Here is a 17,536-nt window from a genome sequence, read left to right as displayed (position 1 = left end):
TTTTCCGGACGTGCGCGTCCGGCGGCAGGGAGATGCATGGGATGCACAGCTTCAGCGAGTGGTTGAAACGAAAGCGAAAAGCCCTCGGCGCGCTCGCCGCCGTGCTCGTCGTGGCCGGCACGGCCTGGCTGTACGCCGGCGCGGCCGGCAGCGAAGACGGCGGAGGCCGGCTGGCCGAGCGGCAGCAGGCGGAGCCGGACGGCGGGGCCGCGGCGGAGCGCCAGCCGGCCGCGGGAGCCGGCGCCGAGGCCGGCACGGCGCCGAGCCCGGACGGCGGCAGCGCGCAGCCGGCGGCGAGCGCCGAGCCGGGCGCTGGCGGCTCGGCCGGGCCGCAGCCGTCCGCCGGAGCGGCGGAGCCGCCGACGGGCGGCGGCACGGGCACGGCGCAGCCGTCCGCGACGCCGGCGGCAGGAGGCAGCGGCGGAGCCTCGCCGCCAGCGCCTGCGGGCAGCGCGGCAACGTCGCCGCGGCCGGCCGCATCGCCGGCAGCGCCGCCAGCGGCGGGGGCGTCGCCGTCCGCCGCGCCGGCGAAGACGGCGCCGCCGCCCTCAGGCGCCAAGCCGGGCGGCGGCTCGGCTGCGGCCAGCCCGGCGGCGAAGCCGTCTCGGGCGGACACGGTGTCTTTGAGCGTGACGGGCCCGGCGGAGACGGGCGCGATCTTGTCCAAGCAGGCGATCGCGGTCGAGAAGGGCGACACCGTGCTGGACGTGCTCAAGAGGGCGACGCGCGCGGCGAAGGTGCAGATGGAGTACAGCGGCGAAGGGGCGGGGGCGTACGTGAGCGGCATCGGCAACGTGTACCAGTTCGATGAAGGACCGGGCAGCGGCTGGCTGTACAGCGTTGGCGGCGAGTTCCCGAGCAAGAGCGCCGGCGCGGTGAAGGTGGAGCCGGGCGACGTCATCGAGTGGCGGTACACGCTCGACTACGGCGACGATCTCGGCGCGCCGAGCGCCCAGCAGGGCGGCGGCTGATGGTGTTCGGCTTCGCCGGCCTGCATCCGCGCGTCTCTTTCGCCTACTTCGCGCTGCTGCTGCTCTGCTGCATGCTGCTGAGGCACCCGGTGCTGCTCGCGGCGACGCTGGCGGCGGCGCTGCTGCTGAACCTGTCGCTGGACGGCGGCCGCAGGCTGCGCCGGAGCCTGCCCGCGTACCTGCTGATCGCGCTGCTCGCCGCCGTCGCCAATCCGCTGTTCTCCAGCCGCGGCGAGACGATCCTGTTCTACCTGCGCGACCGTCCGGTGACGCTGGAGGCGATCGCGTACGGCGGACTGTCGGCGGCGGCGCTGCTGAGCCTGCTGCTCGTCTTCACGGCGTTCAACCTCGTGCTGGACTCCGGGCGTCTGCTGCGCCTGCTCGCGCCGGTCGCTCCGCAGACGGCGTTCGCGGTGACGGTGTCGATGCGCTTCGTGCCGCTGCTGACGCGCCGGCTCGGAGAGATCCGGTCCGTGCAGCGGGCGCTGGGCGACCTGCCGGAGGGCATGGGCCGCCGCCGCTACCTGCGCGAGGGGATGGAGACGCTGCATGCGCTCGTCGCCTGGTCGCTCGAGGAGGCGCTGCAGACCGCGCTGTCGATGCGCGCCCGCGGCTACGGCATCGGCCCGCGCAGCAGCGCCGACGTCTCGCGGCTGGACGGCCGGGACTGGGCGTTCCTATGGGCGCTGCTGCTGCTCGGCTGCAACATCCTCATCGGACGCGCGTCGGGCGTCCATGCCTATGAGGCGTACCCGCGGCTCGAGCCGCTGCAGGAGACGCCGCTCGGCTGGCTGCATCTGGGCTGCTATCTGCTCTTTCTGGCGCTGCCCGTCCTCATGAACGGAAAGGAGAGGCTGCATTGGCGTCTTATCAGATCGAAGATGTAAGCTTCCGCTACGCCGGCTCGGCGGAGCCGAGGCTGGAGGACGTGCGCCTTTCCATCGGGGAAGGCGAGTTCGTGCTGCTCTGCGGGCCGTCGGGCTCGGGCAAGACGACGCTGCTGCGCCAGCTCAAGCGCGAGGCCGCGCCGGCGGGCGAGCGGACGGGCGCCATCCGCTACGCCGGCGAGCCGCTGGAGGCGCTGGACGAGCGCCGCTCCGCCGAGGAGATCGGCCTGGTGTTCCAGGATCCGGACAGCCAGATCGTCATGAGCACGGCGTGGCAGGAGCTGACGTTCGCGATGGAGAATCTCGGCTACCCGGCGGCGGCGATCCAGCGGCGGCTGGCGGAGCTCGTGCCGTTTTTCGGCATCGAGAGCTGGCTGCATCGGGATGTCGGCGAGCTGTCGGGCGGGCAAAAGCAGCTGCTCAGCCTGGCGTCGGTCATGACGCTGCGCCCGCGCGTGCTGCTGCTCGACGAGCCGACGGCGCAGCTCGATCCCGTCGCCGCGCGCGAGTTCATCGGGCTGATCGCCCGGCTGAACGAGGAGCTCGGTTTGACGGTCGTCATCTCCGAGCACCGGTACGAGGATCTGTTTCCGCTGGCGAGCCGCGTCGTGCTGCTGCGCGAGGGCCGCGTCGCGGTCGACGCGCCGCCGCGCGAGGCGGCGCTGGCGATCTGGCGCGAAGGCCGCGCCGAGTCGGCCCGCGTGCTGCCGTCGGCGGCGCGGCTTTGCCTCGGCGCGGAGCCGCTGGCGCCGTCCGAGGAGCGAGTGCCGCTGACCGTGCGCGAGGGCCGCGCCTGGCTGCGCGATGCTCTGGAGCGCCTCGGGCCGGAGCTCGGCCGCGGTCGAGGCGGCGGGCCGGCGGCGATGGCGGCCGAGCGCGCCGGCGCCGCCGCTTCGGCGGGGGCGGCCGCAGCAGGGGGCGGCAGCGTGGAGCGAGCGGCCTTCGCGGGCGCAGGCGCTCCCGGTGCAGCCGCAACCGGGGACGCCGCGCCATCCGCCGGTGCTGCCGCCGCCGGCGGATCATCCACTCCATCCGCCGACATTGCAGCCGCCAGCAGTTCATCTGCGCCAACCGCCGCCGTTCCTTCTGCGAACGCGCCCGCCGTCGCTTCGGCGTCCGCCGCCCCGAGCGGGGATTCAGCCTCCGCTGCGCCCGACGAGCCTCCGCTGCTGGAATGCCGAGACCTCGTCTTCGCCTACGCCAAGGACGAGCCGCTCGTGCTCTCGCGGCTGTCGCTGCAGGTGCGGCGCGGCGAGTGGATGGCATTGTTCGGCAGCAACGGCGCCGGCAAGTCGACGCTGCTCAAATGCATCGCCGGCGCGCTCGAGCCGCAGCGCGGCCGCATTCTGCTCGGCGGCGAGCCGCTCTCCGCCGGCAGCTCGCTGCGCAGCCTGCTGCGGCTCCGCAAAGGCTCCGGCGAGCCGCCGCAGCGCGGCCTGGCCGCGCCAGACGCGCGTCCGGCAGGGCGAAGCGGCGAGGCTGCCGGCGCCGACGCGGACGCTGCACGCGGCCCCGGCTCGCCGGACGCCAGCGCCTTGGCGGGGCGCGAGCCGTCCCGCGGCGCGGCCTCCTTGCGCCGCCGCATCGGCTACGTCGCGCAAAATCCGCTGCTTTATTTCACCCGCGATACGGTCGGCGCCCAGCTCGAGGACCGGCTGCGCCGGCTCGGGCTGGAGGAGGCCGCCTCGCCGCTGGCGGAGCTGGAAGCGCTGCTGGAGCTGGAAGGGCTGCGCGGCCGGCATCCGTACGACATCAGCGGCGGCCAGCAGCAGAAGCTGGCGCTGCTGCTCGTGCTGCTTGGCCAGCCTGAGCTGCTGCTGCTCGACGAGCCGACCAAAGGGCTCGATCCCGAGTCCAAGCATCGTCTCGCCGGTCTGCTCGGCCGCATCCGGGAGCGCGGCACGACGCTGCTCATGGTCAGCCATGACGTCGAGTTCGCCGCCGCCCATGCCGACCGCTGCGGGCTGCTGTTCGACGGACGCATGGCGGGATTGCAGCCGACGCGCGCGTTCATGAGCGACAATTACTACTACACGACGTCGGTCCGGCGCGTCGCCGGAGAGCTGCTGCCGGAGCTGCTGACGCTGAAGGATCTCGGCCATGCCTAAGCGCGGCGCGGAAAGAAGCTCGTCGATGCACAGCTCCGGCATGGGAGGAGTCTACGCGCTCTGCCTGCTCGGCGCGCTGGCGCTCCTGGGGCTGGCGATGTGGCGGCGCGAGCTGTATTTGCCGCTCAGCCTGGCGATGATCGCGCTGGCGATGCTGCCGTTCTTCATCCGCTTCGAGCGAAGGAAGCTGCGGGCGGAGGAGCTGCTGCTCGTCGCCATGCTCGGCGCGATCGCGGCGGTGAGCCGCATCCCGTTCGTCGCGCTGCCGAGCGTGCAGCCGGTATCGTTCATCGTCATCATGGCGGCGCTCGTGTTCGGAGCCGAGTCCGGCTTTCTCGTCGGCGCGATCGCCGCGATCGTCTCCAATCTGTTCCTCGGCCAAGGCCCGTGGACGCCGTGGCAGATGTTCAGCTGGGGCATGATCGGCTTCACCGCCGGGCTGCTGCGCCATACCCGACTCATGGGCAGCGCGTGGGGCAGGGCGGCGTTCGGCTTCGCCTGGGGCTTCCTGTTCGGCTGGGTCATGAACCTGTGGGGGCTGCTCGGCTTCATCGGCGACCTGAGCTGGTCGGCGATCGCCGCCTCGTATGCGGCGAGCTTTCCGTTCGACCTGGCGCATGCGCTCAGCAACGTCTTTTTCCTGATGCTGTTCTCCGGCATCTGGCTGAGGATTCTCGGCCGCGCCAAGCGCAAATACGGGCTGCTCGATCCGTAGCGGCTGCCTATCCAGGGTAAAAACGGACCTGGATGGACCGCCCGCGCTCCAATCCGCCCATCCAGGACCGAAAACGGCCCTGGACGAGCCGCCCTGACCGCATCGCTTTTCCGCCGCGAGCGCAAGCGCAACCGTAAAAACCGTTTCCGGCCGCGAGTGGCGGGGAAACGGTTTTTCGGCGTTCCAGGCGCGGCCGAGCCGCCGAAGCATGGGCTCAGCGCTAGAGCTTATACCCGAGCGAATCCAGCAGCCAGTTCAGCGAGATGATCGCGACGGCCAAATGAAGCAGCAGCACCAGCCAATCCTTGCGGGACATCTTCAAGTCCTGGACGAAGCTGTAGACGGCCCAGACGAGCAGCACCAGATAGGAGAGCTGAAGCAGGATGGTCGGCATTCGTCATTTCCCCTCTCGGCAAGTTGTGGAAGCGGACTTGCTGGTATAGCATATGTGGAGACGACGAGCGATAGGACGAAGGGGGAAAGAAAATGTGAAAGCGCTTGCGATCGGCATCGCCGGAGGAACCGGCAGCGGCAAGACGACGCTGGCCCGCTGGCTGCAGGAGCAGCTGTCGGGCTCCGGCCGGAGCCTCGAGGTCCTGCAAATGGACCGCTTCTACAAGCCGGTCCGCCCGCTCGGCAAGGGTCCTTTTTCCGATGCGGCCTACGAAGACTTCAACACGCCCGAGGCGGTCGACTGGGGAGCGGTGTCCGCCCGTCTCGACGAGGCGCTGGAGACGAGGGACGCCGTCATCGTCGAAGGCTTCCTCGCCTTTCACGACGAGCGGCTGCGGGAGCGATTCGACCTGCGGGTATTCGTCGACTGTCCGTCGGACGAGCGGCTCGCCCGCCGTCTGGCCAAGTTCAAGCCCGGGCGCTACAGCCAGGAGCAGCTCATCCGGGAGTATCTCGACCTCGTCCGTCACCGTCACGACCTCTATGTCGAGCCGACCCGCTGGCATGCCGATCTCGTGCTGAACGGCTCGGCTTCCGGCGGACGGGGAGCGGCGCTGCTGCTGGAGTGGATGGAGGAGGAGCTGCGGAGGCGGCCGACGAATTCCACCAGAACGAAGGTGGAGAAGCGATGATTCCGCCATGATGCCGCCATGCCGGCGCCATGTGACCACCACGAAAAGGAGGGCATCTTCATGGAAAAGAAATGGATCCACGCTCCGTCCGCTTGCGGGACGGAAATCCGCTGCCGCCTGGTCCGGCAGGAAGGCGGAGGCAGCCGCTCGTTGGCCGTCCTGTTTCCCGGCCGCGGCTACTCCTGCGACATGCCGGTGCTTTATTATGCCGGGAAGTCGGCGATGGAGGCGGGCTACGACCTCTTGAACCTGGAATACGGCTACCAGGCGGCGCGCCGGGAGCCGGAATCATTCGAGGAAATGACGGCAGCCGCGAGCGCCGACTGCGCGGAGGTGCTGCGGCCGCTGCTGGAGCGGTATGACCGCCTCGCCTTCATCGGCAAAAGCATCGGCACCGTCGTCTCCTCCCTGACGCTGGAGGCGCTGAAGGAGGAGGGCAAAGAAAAGGAAATCCGCCATCTCTTCCTCACTCCGCTCGCCCAGACGATCCCGTTCATGCTGCAGTACGGCGGACTTGCCGTAGCCGGCACGAACGATCCGGCCTTCGGCCCGGAAGAGCTGCGCCGCATCGAAGCGGCCGAAGGAATCGAGCTGCTGCAGCCCGAGGGAGCCGACCACGCGCTCGAGACCGGCGAGGCCGGACAGTCGCTGGACATGCTGCGCATGGTCTTGGCCGGGATAGAGTCATGGCTGCGTCGAGGCGCGGCGGGAAGCGGGGAGCGAGCGTGAAGCGGAGAAGGCACAGAAGCGGCGATGCGCAGGCCGTAGTCGAGCTGCACGCCGAGCTGTACGGACGGGAGCGGGGCTACGACGACTCGTTCCGAGCGTTCGTCGAAGACAGCGTGAACGGATTGGTCGGCCGGGACGATCCTCGGGAGGCGTTATGGATTGTGGAGTCCGGAGACCGCCATCTCGGGTCGATCTGCCTCAAGAAAGCGGACGAGTCGACCGCCCAGCTGGGCCTTTTTCTCCTTCATCCGGATGCGAGAGGCACAGGGCAGGGAAGGCGGCTGCTGGAGGAGGCGCTTCGTTTCGGCGTGGAGCAGGGGTATCGCAGCGTCATGCTGTGGACGAATTCGGAGCTCGTGCAAGCCCGATCCTTGTATGCCTCCTTCGGCTTCGAGCGGGTCGAGGAGCGGGTGTCGTTTCTATCCGGTCGGGAGATGACGGAGGAAAGATGGGAGCGGAGCCTCGAAGCGCCGATCGGGGGCGATTCCGCGTTCAAGCCGACCGCCAGTCCCGATCCGTCCCCGGCCGCGGACCCGGCTACGGAAACGGCCATGGACACGGATACCGAAACATTCATCTACCTCATCCGCCATGCGGAATTGGCCTATCGGCATGGCGAGGAGCGCAGCCGCGGCTTGACCGATGCCGGCCGGGCGGAGGCGCGGCGGGTCGCGGATCGGCTGCGGTCAAGGCCGATTCGGGCCGTCTATTCCAGTCCGTACGAACGGGCGCTCCAGACGGTGCGGCCGCTGGCCGAGACGCTCGGCATCGGCGTCGTCGAGCTGGAGCCGCTGCGGGAGCGGGCGATGGCGGACGAGTCCGCCGCGCTGTCGTGGGCGGAGGTGCAGGAGGCGATGCGGCGTTCGTTCGAGCAGCCGGAGCTGGCTTTGCCGGGCGGCGAGTCGCTGCGCGAGGCGCAAAGGAGCGTCGCGGCAACAGCAGCGAGCCTGCTGCGCGCGCATCCGGGCGAGTCGATCGCCCTCGGCACGCATGGCCGGATCATGGCGGCGCTGCTCGCTCATTATGATCCGAGCTTCGGCTTCGACGCCTGGCAGTCGCTGTCGATGCCGGACGTGTACCGCCTGACGTTCCGGGACGGCAGCTTCGCCGGGATGGAGCGGGTCTGGAGCGAAGACGCCGGGGGCAAGCAGGAGCCCCGCCGATGAAGCTCTATCATTTCAGCGAGGAGAGCGGCATCGGCGCGTTCCGCCCGCGGGTGAAGGCGAACCGGACCGAGCTGCCGCCGGTCGTGTGGGCGATCGACGAGGCGCATGCGTTCACGTTCTGGGTGCCGCGCGCCTGCCCGAGGATCGTCTACTGGAGGAGCGAGGACATGGTGGCGGAGGACGAGCGGCGCTTCTTCGGCGCGACGTCCGCGCCGGCGGTCATGACGGTCGAGACCGGCTGGCTGGAGCGCATCCAGACGACGGCGCTGTACCGCTACGAGCTGCCGGCGGACGGCTTCGAGCGGTTCGACGAGATTGCCGGCTACTACATTTCCCGCATGGAAAAAATCCCGTCCTCCGTGACCCGGATGACGGGACTGCTGGAAAGGCTGGCCGCCTCCGGCATCGAGCTGCGCCTGACGCCAAGCCTGCATCCGCTGCGCGAAGCGCTGCTCGGCTCCTCCGTGACGCGCTTCGGCATCCATCAGTTCGGCAACGCCTCGCCGCCTTCTCCTTGAATGCCGCTGCCGCGGATCAGCTCGGCCAAGGCGGCCGCCGCCGGAGGCAGCGGCTCGCCGCGCCGGGTGCAGAGGGCGATGCTGTTGTGCAGCCGCACGCCCTCGACCTCGACGCGGCTCAGCTCGCCTCGCCGCACGGCGTCGCGCACGACGAGCGAGGAGACGAAGCTGGCCCCGTACCCGGCCGCGACGGCGCGGATCGACTCATGCAGGCCGTTGAACTGCAGCGAGATCGTCGGCTCGGGCACGCTATGCGTCCGGCACAGCGCCAGCAGCCGCTCGCGGGTCGAGCTGCCCGGCTCGCGCTGCACGAACGGCTCGGCGACCATCCGCTCCAGCGGCACCGTCCGGCCGGCGTAGCGATGATCGGGAGAGACGACGAACCAGAGCTCGTCGCGAAAAAGCTCCTCCGAGCGGATGTCCGCCGGATGGACCTCGGGCAGGCCGCCGTACAGCGCCAGGTCGACCTCCACGGCGAGCAGCAGCCGCATCGCCTCGCTCGAGTTGGTCGTCCGCACGCTCAGCTCGACGTCGTCGTACCGCTGCCGGAAGCGGGCGAGCCAGGCCGGGAGCAAGTAGTTGGCCGGCAAATAGGTGGCGGCGAGCCGGATCTGGCCCAGGCTGCCTTCAGCGTAGCCGTGCGCCAGCCGCTCGATCTGCTGCTCCACGGCGAACAGCCGCCTAGCCAGCTCGTCGACCTGCCGGCCGGCGTCGGTCAGCCGGATGCCGCGTCCGTCGGGCTCCAGCAGCCGGACGCCGAGCTCGCCTTCGAGCTTGCGGATCTGCGACGTAATCGCCGGCTGGCTGATGCGCATCCGCTCGGAGGCGCGGGTGACGCTGCCGGTATCGGCGACATGGCGGAACAGGCGCAGCGCGTGCAGGTTCATTCGATGGAAGCCCCCTTTGCTTGCTCACGCCTCTCCGAAGCGCGCATCGAACTCATGGCGCAGCATGCCGTAGATGAGCTCGTCGTGCCGGCGGCCGTTCGTGAAGATCTGCTCGCGCAGCCGAGCCTCCAGCTGGAAGCCGAGCGCTTCCTGGAAGCGCATCGACGCCTCGTTGAAGGCGTACACATGGGCGGTCGCCTTTTCGTAGCGGAGCTCGTGAAAATAATACCGGAGCAGCAGGCGCACCGCCTCCGTCGCGTAGCCGCTGCGCCAATGCGGACGGAACAGCGCGATGCCGTAGCGGAAGCTGCCGTCGCGCGGCTCGCAGTGATGCGCGTCCAGGCTGCCGACGAGCTCGCCCTCCAGCGTCTCGACCGCGAGCGAGATGTTGTCGCCCTGCGGCTCCTCCTCGGCTTTCTTTTCCGCCCAGCGGCGAGTGCCCTCCTCCGAGCGGGGGAAGTACACCGCATCCGCCGCGCGCGCTCCTTCGGAATCCAGGTCGTTGTCGTGAAAAAGCTCCCAGTCCTCCGGCTCGATCGGCCTCAGCCGAACCTTGCTTCCTTGCCAGATGTACATCGTCGCACCGTCCTCTCGCCGTAGCATTCGACTCCACGCGGTCGATTCCTGCCGCGCCCGGGCGGGCCTTTCTTGCGGCTACTGCTCCGGCTGGCGGCGGTAGATGAGCTGGACGACGCCGGAGGAGAACGTCTTCGCTTCGATCAGCTCCAGCTCCAGCCGCTGCTTCATCTCCGTGAACAGCGGCTTGCCTGCTCCGAGCGCGACCGGATGGACCGACAGCCGGTATTCGTCCACGAGCCCTTGCTCGATGAACGTGGCGATCAGGCCGGCTCCGCCGTACAGCCAGATGTCTTTCCCCGGCTTCCGCTTGAGCTCGGCGACCTTCTCGCCGACGGAGTCATGGATGTAGACGGCGCCGCGAGCGGCCTTGTTCCGGTTCATCGAAAAAACGTACTTCTCCTTGCTGTGGACGGCCGTCCACAGCTCCTTCTCGCTCGGCGCCGCGTCGTCCGACGGGGCATGCTCTCCCCAGAGCTCGTAGCTTTTCCTTCCATACAGGATCGTGTCGATCCGGTCCAGGAACGCCAGGAATTCCATGTCGGGGTCCATGATGCACCAGTCCGTCTCCCCTTGCTTGCCTTCGATGAATCCGTCCAGCGTCACGGCCAGATCGAGAATGATGTTGCGTCCCATGGGCTCAGCTCCTTTTTGGATTGAGCTTCATCATAAGCGAGGAATAGGACATCCTTCGGCTTATTCCAGCCTGCTTCATTCATTACTTACAATTATGGATCTCTTCTTATCTTATATTATACTTATCGATTGCGATCGCATACCCTAGAGACATGAAGCCGGCTTCAACTCGGAGTCAAGGGAGAGGGCATGCATGAAACGAATCTGGAAGGATGTCGACCGTTACCTGGAGGAAAGGCTGTGCGGAAGCGAGCCGGAGGCCGAGGCGCTGGACGCGGCGCTGCTGGCGAACCGCGAGGCGGGACTGCCGGCGATCGATGTCTCCCGCAGCCAAGGCAAGCTGCTGCAGCTGCTCGCTCGCATGAGCGGGGCGCGGCGCGTGCTGGAAATCGGCACGCTCGGCGGCTACAGCACGATCTGGCTGGCGGGAGCGCTGCCGGCGGACGGACGGCTGATTACGCTCGAGCTGGAGGCGGAGCATGCCGAGCTCGCCCGCGGCAACCTGCGCCGCGCCGGGCTGGAGCGGCTCGTCGAGGTGCGGCAAGGAGCGGCGCTGGACAGCCTCGACGAGCTGATTGCCGATGGGGAAGAGCCGTTCGACTTTATTTTCATCGACGCCGACAAGCCGAACAATCCCGCCTATCTGGAGCGGGCGCTGCGGCTGTCCCGTCCGGGAACCGTCATCATCGCCGACAATATCGTGCGAGGCGGGGAGGTCGTCGACGGCAAAAGCACGGATCCCCGCGTGCAGGGCATCCGCAAGTTCCTGGAGCAGCTGGGCGCGGATCGCCGGCTGTCGGCCGCGGCCTTGCAGACGGTAGGCGGCAAAGGCTACGACGGCTTTGCGGTCGCGATCGTGAACGGGCTGGAGCAGGACAGGAGCCTTCTCGACGCATGAAGCGGCGGGGCGGCTCGCGTGGGCGGCAGCGGGAAGTCGAAGCGTCCGCTCGGACGTCCGGGCGACGGAGACACGGCGACGACCGTTAGCGGCGTCAATGAATCGGTGCGTTGACTGTTCATGGCGCAAATGGCGGGTCGTTCTTCCTGTTCGCTCGCAACATCCATGCCCCCTTCACCCGATCCCGCCGCAAGATTCTCCAATTTCTCGCCGGATGGTACAATGAACAACGTTGAAATCGTTCATTTAAGGGGCTGGGAAAGGCATGAACAAGCACTATGAGCAAGTCAAGGAGTTCCATGCGGCGTTCGGAGCGCCGGTGGCGGCAGCGCCGTCGATGGCTGCCCGGGGCGAAGGAGACGCTGTAGCCCAAGCGGCTGCGGCGACTGAAGAGCTGGCGGGGCGGATGAAGGCCGCCTCCTTGCGCGGCGAAGGCGGCAGAGCGCTGGCGCGGGCGTCCTGGATGGCCGAGGAGCTGGCTGAATTCCTTGCCGCCGAGACAGTCGAGGATCAGGCGGACGCGCTGATCGACCTGATGTACTTCGCGCTCGGCACCTTCGTCGAGATGGGCGTGGAGCCGCAGCGGCTGTTCGAGATCGTGCATGGAGCCAATATGGCCAAGCTCGGTCCGGACGGCAAGCCGATCTACAACGAGCAGGGCAAGGTCGCCAAGCCGGCGGGCTGGCAGGCGCCCGAGCCGCAGCTGATCGCCGAGATCGAGCGCCAGCGCGAGCGCGCGGGCTCGGTTCGCTGAAGCGGGAGGATAGGTGAGGACGCCAAAAAGCGGAGCCGGCAGCGGCTCCGCTTTTTGGCGTTCCCGCCCGCCGAGGGACTGCGGGAGATGGGCGGTGCGCCCCATCCTTGGAATTTCATCCTGACCCTAATGATACCTGGAAGCGCTATTCGGCGTTTTGGAAGGCTTTTTCGCAGCCAACGATACGGAGGAGCACTATTTTGTCGAAAAAGCGGATTTGGGAGCGAATTTCGCAGCAATAAGGTCTGTCCGTATCGTTACCATTCCATTCGGCGCAAATCGGACGGAATAAGGTCTGTGAGTATCATTAGCTTGCGGAGCAGGCGTACGGAAACGAACGCCTCGCTCGTCGCGATAGGCAGGTCCGGCGGCACGGCGGGGCCAGCGGCAGGTCCAGCGGCGAGCCTGGTCGGGCCAGCAGTAGGTCTGGCCAGCGGCGGGTCCGGCGGCGAGCCTGGTCTGGCCAGCGGCAGGTCCGGCGGCGAGCCTGGTCGGGCCAGCAGCGGGTCCAGCGGCGGGTCGTCCGCAGCCTTTGCGCCGGTCCGGAGAAGCGGATCGCCTTTGCCTAGCGGCCCATCGCCGCGAACGCCTCGGCGGCGGCTTCGAGCGTGCGGGCGATGTCCTCGTCCGTATGGGCGGTCGTCAGGAACCAGGCCTCGTACTTGGACGGGGCGAGGCAGACGCCGCGCTCCAGCATGAGGCGGAAGAAGCGCGCGAACGCTTCGCCGTCCGTATCCTGCGCCTCGTCGTAGTTCGTCACCGGATGATCGCAGAAATGCGTCGAGAACGAGCCGCGGATGCGGTTGACCGTCAGCGGCACGCCGTGGCGCGACGCCAGGTCCGCGAGACCGTCGGCGAGGCCGGCCGCCAGCCGGTCCATGCGCTCGTAGACGCCCGGCTGCTGCAGCACCTCCAGGCAGGCGATGCCGCTCGCGATCGAAGCCGGATTGCCGGCCATCGTGCCGGCCTGATAAGCGGGGCCGAGCGGAGCGACCTGCTCCATGATGTCCTTGCGGCCGCCGTAGGCGCCGATCGGCAGGCCGCCGCCGATGATTTTGCCGAGCGCCGTCAGATCCGGCTCGATCGCCGCCGCGTCGGGGAACGCGCCGAACGTCTGCGCCGTGCCGTAGTGGAAGCGGAAGCCGGTGATGACCTCATCGTAAATGACGACTGCGCCGGCCGCGCGCGTCAGTCGGCACAGCTCCTCGAGGAAGCCGGGCTTCGGCATGACCATGCCGAAGTTGCCGACGATCGGCTCGACCATGACCGCCGCCGTCTCGTCGCCCCAGCGCTCCAGCGCGGCCTTCAGGGCGTCGATGTCGTTGAACGGCACGGTGATGACCTCGCTCGCGATCGACTGCGGAATGCCCGCGCTGTCGGGAATGCCGAGCGTGGACGGGCCGGAGCCGGCGGCGACGAGCACGAGATCGGAGTGGCCGTGGTAGCAGCCGGCGAACTTGATGATCTTGGATCGGCCGGTATAAGCGCGGGCGACGCGGATCGTCGTCATGACCGCCTCCGTGCCGGAGTTGACGAAGCGTACTTTGTCGAGGGAAGGAATCGCGTCCTTGAGCATGCGCGCCAGCTGGACCTCCAGCTCCGTCGGCGTGCCGTACAGCGTGCCGCTGGCGGCCGCGCGGCTGATCGCCTCGGTAATATGCGGATGCGCGTGGCCGGCGATGATCGGGCCGTAAGCGCAGAGATAGTCGATATACTGGTTGTCGTCGACATCCCAGAAGTAGGCGCCTTGGCCGCGCTTCATGACGACGGGCGCGCCGCCGCCGACCGCCTTGAACGAGCGGCTCGGGCTGTTGACGCCGCCGACGATATGCTGCAGCGCCTCGGCATGGAGCGCCTCGCTGCGGGCGCGGGAGGCGCCGGGGACGGCGAAGCGGCTGGCGGATGGGTTGGACATGGGAGAACCTCCTGATCGGTCTTGGGATGGTAGGGCATGAAAGAAGGAGAGCAGCTGGCTGCTCTCCCGATAAGGGTAGATTGGACGGTAGCTTTACGGCGAAGCCGCATTCGACGCGGCGTTCTCGCTCGGCGAAGCGGACGGCGCAGGCGCGTTCTGATCCTCCGCCAGCACCTCCTGCACATACTCGCGCAGCTTGTCCTCGCTCGTGATCGCGAGAACCGACGCGCCGCCTACACGCTCGTCGGCGAGCAGCTTGCTCGGCGGCAGCTGGGCCGTGCCGGCATTGTGCAGGCCGAGGCCGAGCTGGCCGAGCTTCAGCATGTCGTTTGCCGACAGGTTCGTCTCGACAAACGGGCTGACCTTGCGGATGATCGTGCTCAGCTGGGCGATGTTGCCGAAGTTCTGCATCTTGTCGGCGACCGCGCTCAGGAACTTGCGCTGGCGCTCCGTGCGCGTGAAGTCGCTCGTCGCGTCGTGGCGGAAGCGCACGTACTGCAGCGCCTGATCACCGTTCAGCTCCTGATAGCCCTTCTTGAGATGGATATCGTAGCGGTTGCCATCGGCGTTGTCGACGTAGTTCATGTCCTTCTCGACATCGATGTTGATGCCGCCGATCGCGTCGACGAGCGACTTGAAGCCTTCGAACTCCGTGTAGACGTAATACTGGATCTCGAGGCCGGTCAGCTCGCTGATCATCTGCATGCTCAGCTTGTAGCCGCCGTAGACGATCGCTTCGTTGGCACGGCCCTGGCCATGGCCGGGGATGTCGACCCAGGTGTCGCGCAGCAGCGAGAACAAATGGGCCTTCTTGGTGACGGGATCGATCGACACGACGATCATCGAGTCGGAGCGCGCGGGCTCCTTGCTCGTTTTTTTCGCGCGTCCGTCTCCGCCCATGATGAGGATGTTCACGCGCTCGGTGCCTTCCCATTCCGGCGGCTTCTCCAGCTGCGCGTCGTTCTCGAATTGCTCGAAGATCGAATTTTCCGGGTCTTTTTGGAGATTGTTCAGGGCATTGTAATTGTCGACGATGAAGTAGGCGACCAGTCCGGCCATGACGAGCACGACGGCGAACAGCGACCAGAGCCAGGCGCGGCGCTTCTTTTTAGCCTTCGGCGGCTTGGGGGCGGCGGGTTTGACGCGTCCCGAGCCGTGCCGATCTTTTCTGCTTTCCATCCGGCGGTGATAGCTCCCTTCCCAAATAAAAGCTGCTTCGTACAAAATCGGCATCGGCCGCGGAAATCATGAACCGACGCGGCGGAAATCGACTTCAGGCGCGCTGTCCGCAGCGAGGCGCCGCCAATGGATCGCGAGGAAGCGCCAAGCGGCGCCGGGCATCCGGCAAGGATCCCGTCGCTTGCTTCCCCAAGCTGTCGTAACATATCATAAAATTATAAATCCGGGGTCGGCAGGACGCAAGCTTTGCCGCAGGATGAAGGAAATCCGTCATCCATTTCCCGGGAAATGTCGAGTCGCCTTACGAGAGGAGCACGCCATGAGCACCATGCCGGCCATAGAAGTGCGCGAGCTGCGCAAGCAGTTCCGCGTCCAGAAAAACCGAGAGGGGCTGTCCGGCGCCCTCAAGGATCTGTTCAAGCGGGAGTACCGGGAGGTCGCCGCCGTCAAGGACATTTCCTTCGAGATTCCCAAAGGGGAAATCTGCGGATACATAGGAGAGAACGGGGCGGGCAAGTCGACGACGATCAAGATGCTGACCGGCATCCTCGTCCCGACAGCCGGCCATCTGCGGGTCAACGGCTTCGTGCCGCACAAGGACAGGGAGAAGTTCGTCGGCGGAATCGGCGTCGTGTTCGGCCAGCGCTCGCAGCTGTGGTGGGACATCGGCGTTGTCGAATCGTTCCAGCTGCTGCGCAAGGTATACAAGGTGCCGGAGGCGGACTACCGCAAGCGGCTGGACGAGCTGACCGAGCGGCTGCAGCTCGGCGAGCTGCTCAACCGGCCGGTGCGCAAGCTCAGCCTCGGCCAGCGGATGCGCTGCGAGATCGTGGCGAGCCTGCTGCACAATCCGTCGATCCTGTTCCTTGACGAGCCGACGATCGGCCTCGACATCGTCGTCAAGACCGAGATCCGCGACTTCCTCAAGCAGCTCAACCGCGAGCACGGCACGACGATCCTGCTGACGACGCATGACCTGCAGGACATCGAGGCGCTGTGCACGCGCGTCATCATGCTCGACGACGGGCGCATCATCTACGACGGAGCGCTGGACGAGCTCAAAAGCCGCTGGAGCCGCGGCCGCGAGATCGTGTTCCAGTTCGGCGAGCGCGTCAAGCCGGCGCAGCTCGCGGAGCTGACGGACGGCCTGCCCGGCGTCAGCTGGCGGGCCGAGAGCGACGTGACGGCGGCGATGTGGCTGCCGCACGAGGTCAAGGTCGCCGACGCGCTCGCCCGCGTCGTCGGCGAGTCGCGCCTCGACATCCGCGACATGAAGATCATCGAGACGAACACGGACGACATCGTCCGCGAGATCTACCAGTCCGGCGACGCCGCTTCGCCGGGGCGGACGCGCGCTGCCGAGCTGGCGGAGGCGGAAGCGGACGTTGCAGCGGGAGCAGGCGCGGCCGCCGCGAATCGGACGGACGCAGCAGCGGCCGAAGCCGGCAACGGCCGGGACGCGGCCGATCCCGCCGATAGCGCGGATGCGCCCGATGAGGGCCCGACTGGCGGCGAGCCGCATGCCGGCCCTTCGCAGCCGGCGGGCCGCGACGCGCTGGACGAGCCGGACCTCGAGGGCGAGGACAGCCTGACGGCGGCCGACCCGCAGCCTGTCGAGCCGGTCCAAGGCCCGGCCGCCGCGCCCGAGGCCGGCCGCGCGCCTTCCGGCAGCCCGGCCGCCGGAAAGGAGCCGATCCGCCGTGGGTAGCGCTTATGCGGATCTGATCCGCATCCGGTTCCTGATGATGCTCGCTTACCGCGTGAACTATTACAGCGGCATCATTATTTACGCGATTAATATTGGAGCCTATTACTTCCTGTGGGGAGCCATCTACGGCGGCCAGACGTCGCTCGCCGGCTTCACGGTCGGCCAGATGACGACGTACGTCGCCGTGTCGTGGATGGCTCGCGCGTTTTATTTCAACAACCTGGACCGGGAGATCAGCAATGAGATTCGCGACGGCAGCGTGGCGATCCAGATGATCCGCCCGTACAATTACCTCGTCGTCAAGATGATGCAGGGCTTCGGGGAAGGGCTGTTCCGCTTCCTGCTGTTCATGATCCCGGGCATGGCGCTCGCTTGCCTGCTGTTCCCGGTGCGGCTGCCGTCCGATCCGGCGACGTGGGCGGTCTATCTGGTCATGCTGTTCTTCGCTTTCCTCATCAACTCGCAGATCAACATCCTGACGGGGCTGGCGGCGTTTTTCGTCGAGAGCAGCGAGGGCATGATGCGCCTCAAGCGCGTCGCCGTCGACCTGTTCTCCGGCGTCATCGTGCCGATCAGCTTTTTCCCCGGCTGGCTGGGCGAGGCGATGAAGTGGCTGCCGTTCCAGGCGATCACCTACTTGCCGAGCTCGGTGTTCACCGGGCGCACGCCGGCCGGAGAAATTCCGGGCGTGCTCGGCATCCAGCTGCTCTGGTTCGTCCTGCTGCTCGTGCCGATCGCGCTGGTATGGCGGGCGGCCCGCAGACGGCTTTTCGTACAGGGGGGCTGACCGGACGATGAAAAAAA

Annotated in this window: 17 protein-coding genes and 1 pseudogene; 12 read left to right on the top strand and 6 right to left on the bottom strand. The window is 67.6% G+C overall.

Annotation, left to right across the window (positions count from 1 at the left end; genetic code table 11):
* Positions 1-41 precede the first annotated feature (41 nt).
* The 4 genes from GE073_RS21725 to GE073_RS21710 all read left to right on the top strand — a co-directional run bounded on the left by GE073_RS21725 (position 42) and on the right by GE073_RS21710 (position 4,681).
* A complete protein-coding gene (locus GE073_RS21725; protein ID WP_153784351.1) occupies positions 42-971 on the top strand; it encodes a DUF4430 domain-containing protein in 930 nt (309 codons plus the stop codon).
* Positions 971-1,858: a CbiQ family ECF transporter T component gene (locus GE073_RS21720; RefSeq protein ID WP_153784350.1), complete on the top strand. Its 888-nt coding sequence runs from the start codon at positions 971-973 to the stop codon at positions 1,856-1,858. Before GE073_RS21725 ends, GE073_RS21720 begins: the two co-directional genes overlap by 1 nt.
* Positions 1,831-3,966, top strand: a complete 2,136-nt coding sequence (locus tag GE073_RS21715) for an ATP-binding cassette domain-containing protein (RefSeq protein ID WP_153784349.1) — start codon at positions 1,831-1,833, stop codon at positions 3,964-3,966. The genes GE073_RS21720 and GE073_RS21715 overlap by 28 nt, the downstream gene beginning before the upstream one ends.
* A gap of 97 nt (positions 3,967-4,063) precedes the next feature.
* Positions 4,064-4,681: an ECF transporter S component gene (locus tag GE073_RS21710; protein ID WP_228551915.1), complete on the top strand. Its 618-nt coding sequence runs from the start codon at positions 4,064-4,066 to the stop codon at positions 4,679-4,681.
* A 220-nt stretch (positions 4,682-4,901) separates the two neighbouring features.
* On the opposite strand, the gene GE073_RS21705 is transcribed toward GE073_RS21710, so the two are convergent.
* Complete coding sequence (locus GE073_RS21705) at positions 4,902-5,075, bottom strand: hypothetical protein (RefSeq protein ID WP_153784348.1); 174 nt, start codon at positions 5,073-5,075, stop codon at positions 4,902-4,904.
* A gap of 94 nt (positions 5,076-5,169) precedes the next feature.
* Between GE073_RS21705 and GE073_RS21700 the strand changes: the two genes are divergently transcribed.
* From GE073_RS21700 to GE073_RS21685, 4 genes are read left to right on the top strand one after another with little or no spacing between them, the layout of a single operon-like run.
* A complete protein-coding gene (locus GE073_RS21700; RefSeq protein WP_194843449.1) occupies positions 5,170-5,766 on the top strand; it encodes an AAA family ATPase in 597 nt (198 codons plus the stop codon).
* A gap of 60 nt (positions 5,767-5,826) precedes the next feature.
* On the top strand, positions 5,827-6,495 hold the full coding sequence (locus tag GE073_RS21695; RefSeq protein WP_153784346.1) for a hypothetical protein: 669 nt from the start codon (positions 5,827-5,829) through the stop codon (positions 6,493-6,495).
* Complete coding sequence (locus GE073_RS21690) at positions 6,492-7,661, top strand: GNAT family N-acetyltransferase (protein ID WP_194843448.1); 1,170 nt, start codon at positions 6,492-6,494, stop codon at positions 7,659-7,661. Before GE073_RS21695 ends, GE073_RS21690 begins: the two co-directional genes overlap by 4 nt.
* On the top strand, positions 7,658-8,179 hold the full coding sequence (locus GE073_RS21685; RefSeq protein ID WP_153784344.1) for a DUF6886 family protein: 522 nt from the start codon (positions 7,658-7,660) through the stop codon (positions 8,177-8,179). Before GE073_RS21690 ends, GE073_RS21685 begins: the two co-directional genes overlap by 4 nt.
* Here the strand turns inward: GE073_RS21685 and GE073_RS21680 are convergent.
* The 3 genes from GE073_RS21680 to GE073_RS21670 form a co-directional block, all read right to left on the bottom strand.
* The gene (locus GE073_RS21680; RefSeq protein WP_028598661.1) at positions 8,146-9,066 is read right to left on the bottom strand and encodes a LysR family transcriptional regulator; all 921 of its coding nucleotides are present in this window, start codon (positions 9,064-9,066) and stop codon (positions 8,146-8,148) included. The two genes, GE073_RS21685 and GE073_RS21680, sit on opposite strands and share 34 nt — an antisense overlap.
* A gap of 24 nt (positions 9,067-9,090) precedes the next feature.
* Positions 9,091-9,642: a GNAT family N-acetyltransferase gene (locus GE073_RS21675; RefSeq protein ID WP_028598662.1), complete on the bottom strand. Its 552-nt coding sequence runs from the start codon at positions 9,640-9,642 to the stop codon at positions 9,091-9,093.
* A gap of 78 nt (positions 9,643-9,720) precedes the next feature.
* Positions 9,721-10,278, bottom strand: coding sequence for a dihydrofolate reductase family protein (locus tag GE073_RS21670; protein ID WP_153784343.1), 558 nt, complete (start codon positions 10,276-10,278; stop codon positions 9,721-9,723).
* A gap of 193 nt (positions 10,279-10,471) precedes the next feature.
* Between GE073_RS21670 and GE073_RS21665 the strand changes: the two genes are divergently transcribed.
* Both GE073_RS21665 and GE073_RS21660 read left to right on the top strand, forming a co-directional pair.
* Positions 10,472-11,176: an O-methyltransferase gene (locus GE073_RS21665; protein ID WP_153784342.1), complete on the top strand. Its 705-nt coding sequence runs from the start codon at positions 10,472-10,474 to the stop codon at positions 11,174-11,176.
* 265 nt (positions 11,177-11,441) lie between these two features.
* Entirely contained in the window at positions 11,442-11,930 is a 489-nt protein-coding gene (locus GE073_RS21660; protein WP_153784341.1) for a pyrophosphohydrolase domain-containing protein, read from the top strand.
* A 565-nt stretch (positions 11,931-12,495) separates the two neighbouring features.
* On the opposite strand, the gene GE073_RS21655 is transcribed toward GE073_RS21660, so the two are convergent.
* Both GE073_RS21655 and GE073_RS21650 read right to left on the bottom strand, forming a co-directional pair.
* Positions 12,496-13,845, bottom strand: coding sequence for a glutamate-1-semialdehyde 2,1-aminomutase (locus GE073_RS21655; RefSeq protein ID WP_153784340.1), 1,350 nt, complete (start codon positions 13,843-13,845; stop codon positions 12,496-12,498).
* 93 nt (positions 13,846-13,938) lie between these two features.
* Positions 13,939-15,024 (bottom strand): LCP family protein, encoded by a 1,086-nt coding sequence (locus tag GE073_RS21650; protein WP_153784339.1) that lies wholly within the window; start codon positions 15,022-15,024, stop codon positions 13,939-13,941.
* Between the two features lie 328 nt (positions 15,025-15,352).
* On the opposite strand from GE073_RS21650, the pseudogene GE073_RS21645 reads away from it, so the two are divergent.
* Together GE073_RS21645 and GE073_RS21640 are read left to right on the top strand one after the other, a co-directional pair.
* Positions 15,353-16,405 (top strand): annotated as a pseudogene (locus GE073_RS21645) (ABC transporter ATP-binding protein); the annotation flags it as partial.
* Positions 16,406-16,724: 319 nt separating this feature from the next.
* Positions 16,725-17,519, top strand: a complete 795-nt coding sequence (locus GE073_RS21640) for an ABC transporter permease (RefSeq protein WP_028598665.1) — start codon at positions 16,725-16,727, stop codon at positions 17,517-17,519.
* The last annotated feature ends 17 nt before the right edge of the window (positions 17,520-17,536 follow it).

The sequence above is a fragment of the Paenibacillus sp. B01 genome, from assembly GCF_009649995.1.
GTDB classification, from domain to species: Bacteria; Bacillota; Bacilli; order Paenibacillales; family Paenibacillaceae; genus Paenibacillus_O; species Paenibacillus_O pasadenensis.
This window is presented reverse-complemented; position numbering and strand designations above follow the sequence as displayed.

Coding starts and splice junctions, on each gene's coding strand:
- GE073_RS21725 (WP_153784351.1), top strand. CDS start 42: ATGCACAGCTTCAGCGAGTGGTTGAAACGAAAGCGAAAAGCCCTCGGC.
- GE073_RS21720 (WP_153784350.1), top strand. CDS start 971: ATGGTGTTCGGCTTCGCCGGCCTGCATCCGCGCGTCTCTTTCGCCTAC.
- GE073_RS21710 (WP_228551915.1), top strand. CDS start 4,064: ATGTGGCGGCGCGAGCTGTATTTGCCGCTCAGCCTGGCGATGATCGCG.
- GE073_RS21705 (WP_153784348.1), bottom strand. CDS start 5,075: ATGCCGACCATCCTGCTTCAGCTCTCCTATCTGGTGCTGCTCGTCTGG.
- GE073_RS21695 (WP_153784346.1), top strand. CDS start 5,827: ATGGAAAAGAAATGGATCCACGCTCCGTCCGCTTGCGGGACGGAAATC.
- GE073_RS21685 (WP_153784344.1), top strand. CDS start 7,658: ATGAAGCTCTATCATTTCAGCGAGGAGAGCGGCATCGGCGCGTTCCGC.
- GE073_RS21680 (WP_028598661.1), bottom strand. CDS start 9,066: ATGAACCTGCACGCGCTGCGCCTGTTCCGCCATGTCGCCGATACCGGC.
- GE073_RS21675 (WP_028598662.1), bottom strand. CDS start 9,642: ATGTACATCTGGCAAGGAAGCAAGGTTCGGCTGAGGCCGATCGAGCCG.
- GE073_RS21670 (WP_153784343.1), bottom strand. CDS start 10,278: ATGGGACGCAACATCATTCTCGATCTGGCCGTGACGCTGGACGGATTC.
- GE073_RS21665 (WP_153784342.1), top strand. CDS start 10,472: ATGAAACGAATCTGGAAGGATGTCGACCGTTACCTGGAGGAAAGGCTG.
- GE073_RS21660 (WP_153784341.1), top strand. CDS start 11,442: ATGAACAAGCACTATGAGCAAGTCAAGGAGTTCCATGCGGCGTTCGGA.
- GE073_RS21655 (WP_153784340.1), bottom strand. CDS start 13,845: ATGTCCAACCCATCCGCCAGCCGCTTCGCCGTCCCCGGCGCCTCCCGC.
- GE073_RS21650 (WP_153784339.1), bottom strand. CDS start 15,024: ATGGAAAGCAGAAAAGATCGGCACGGCTCGGGACGCGTCAAACCCGCC.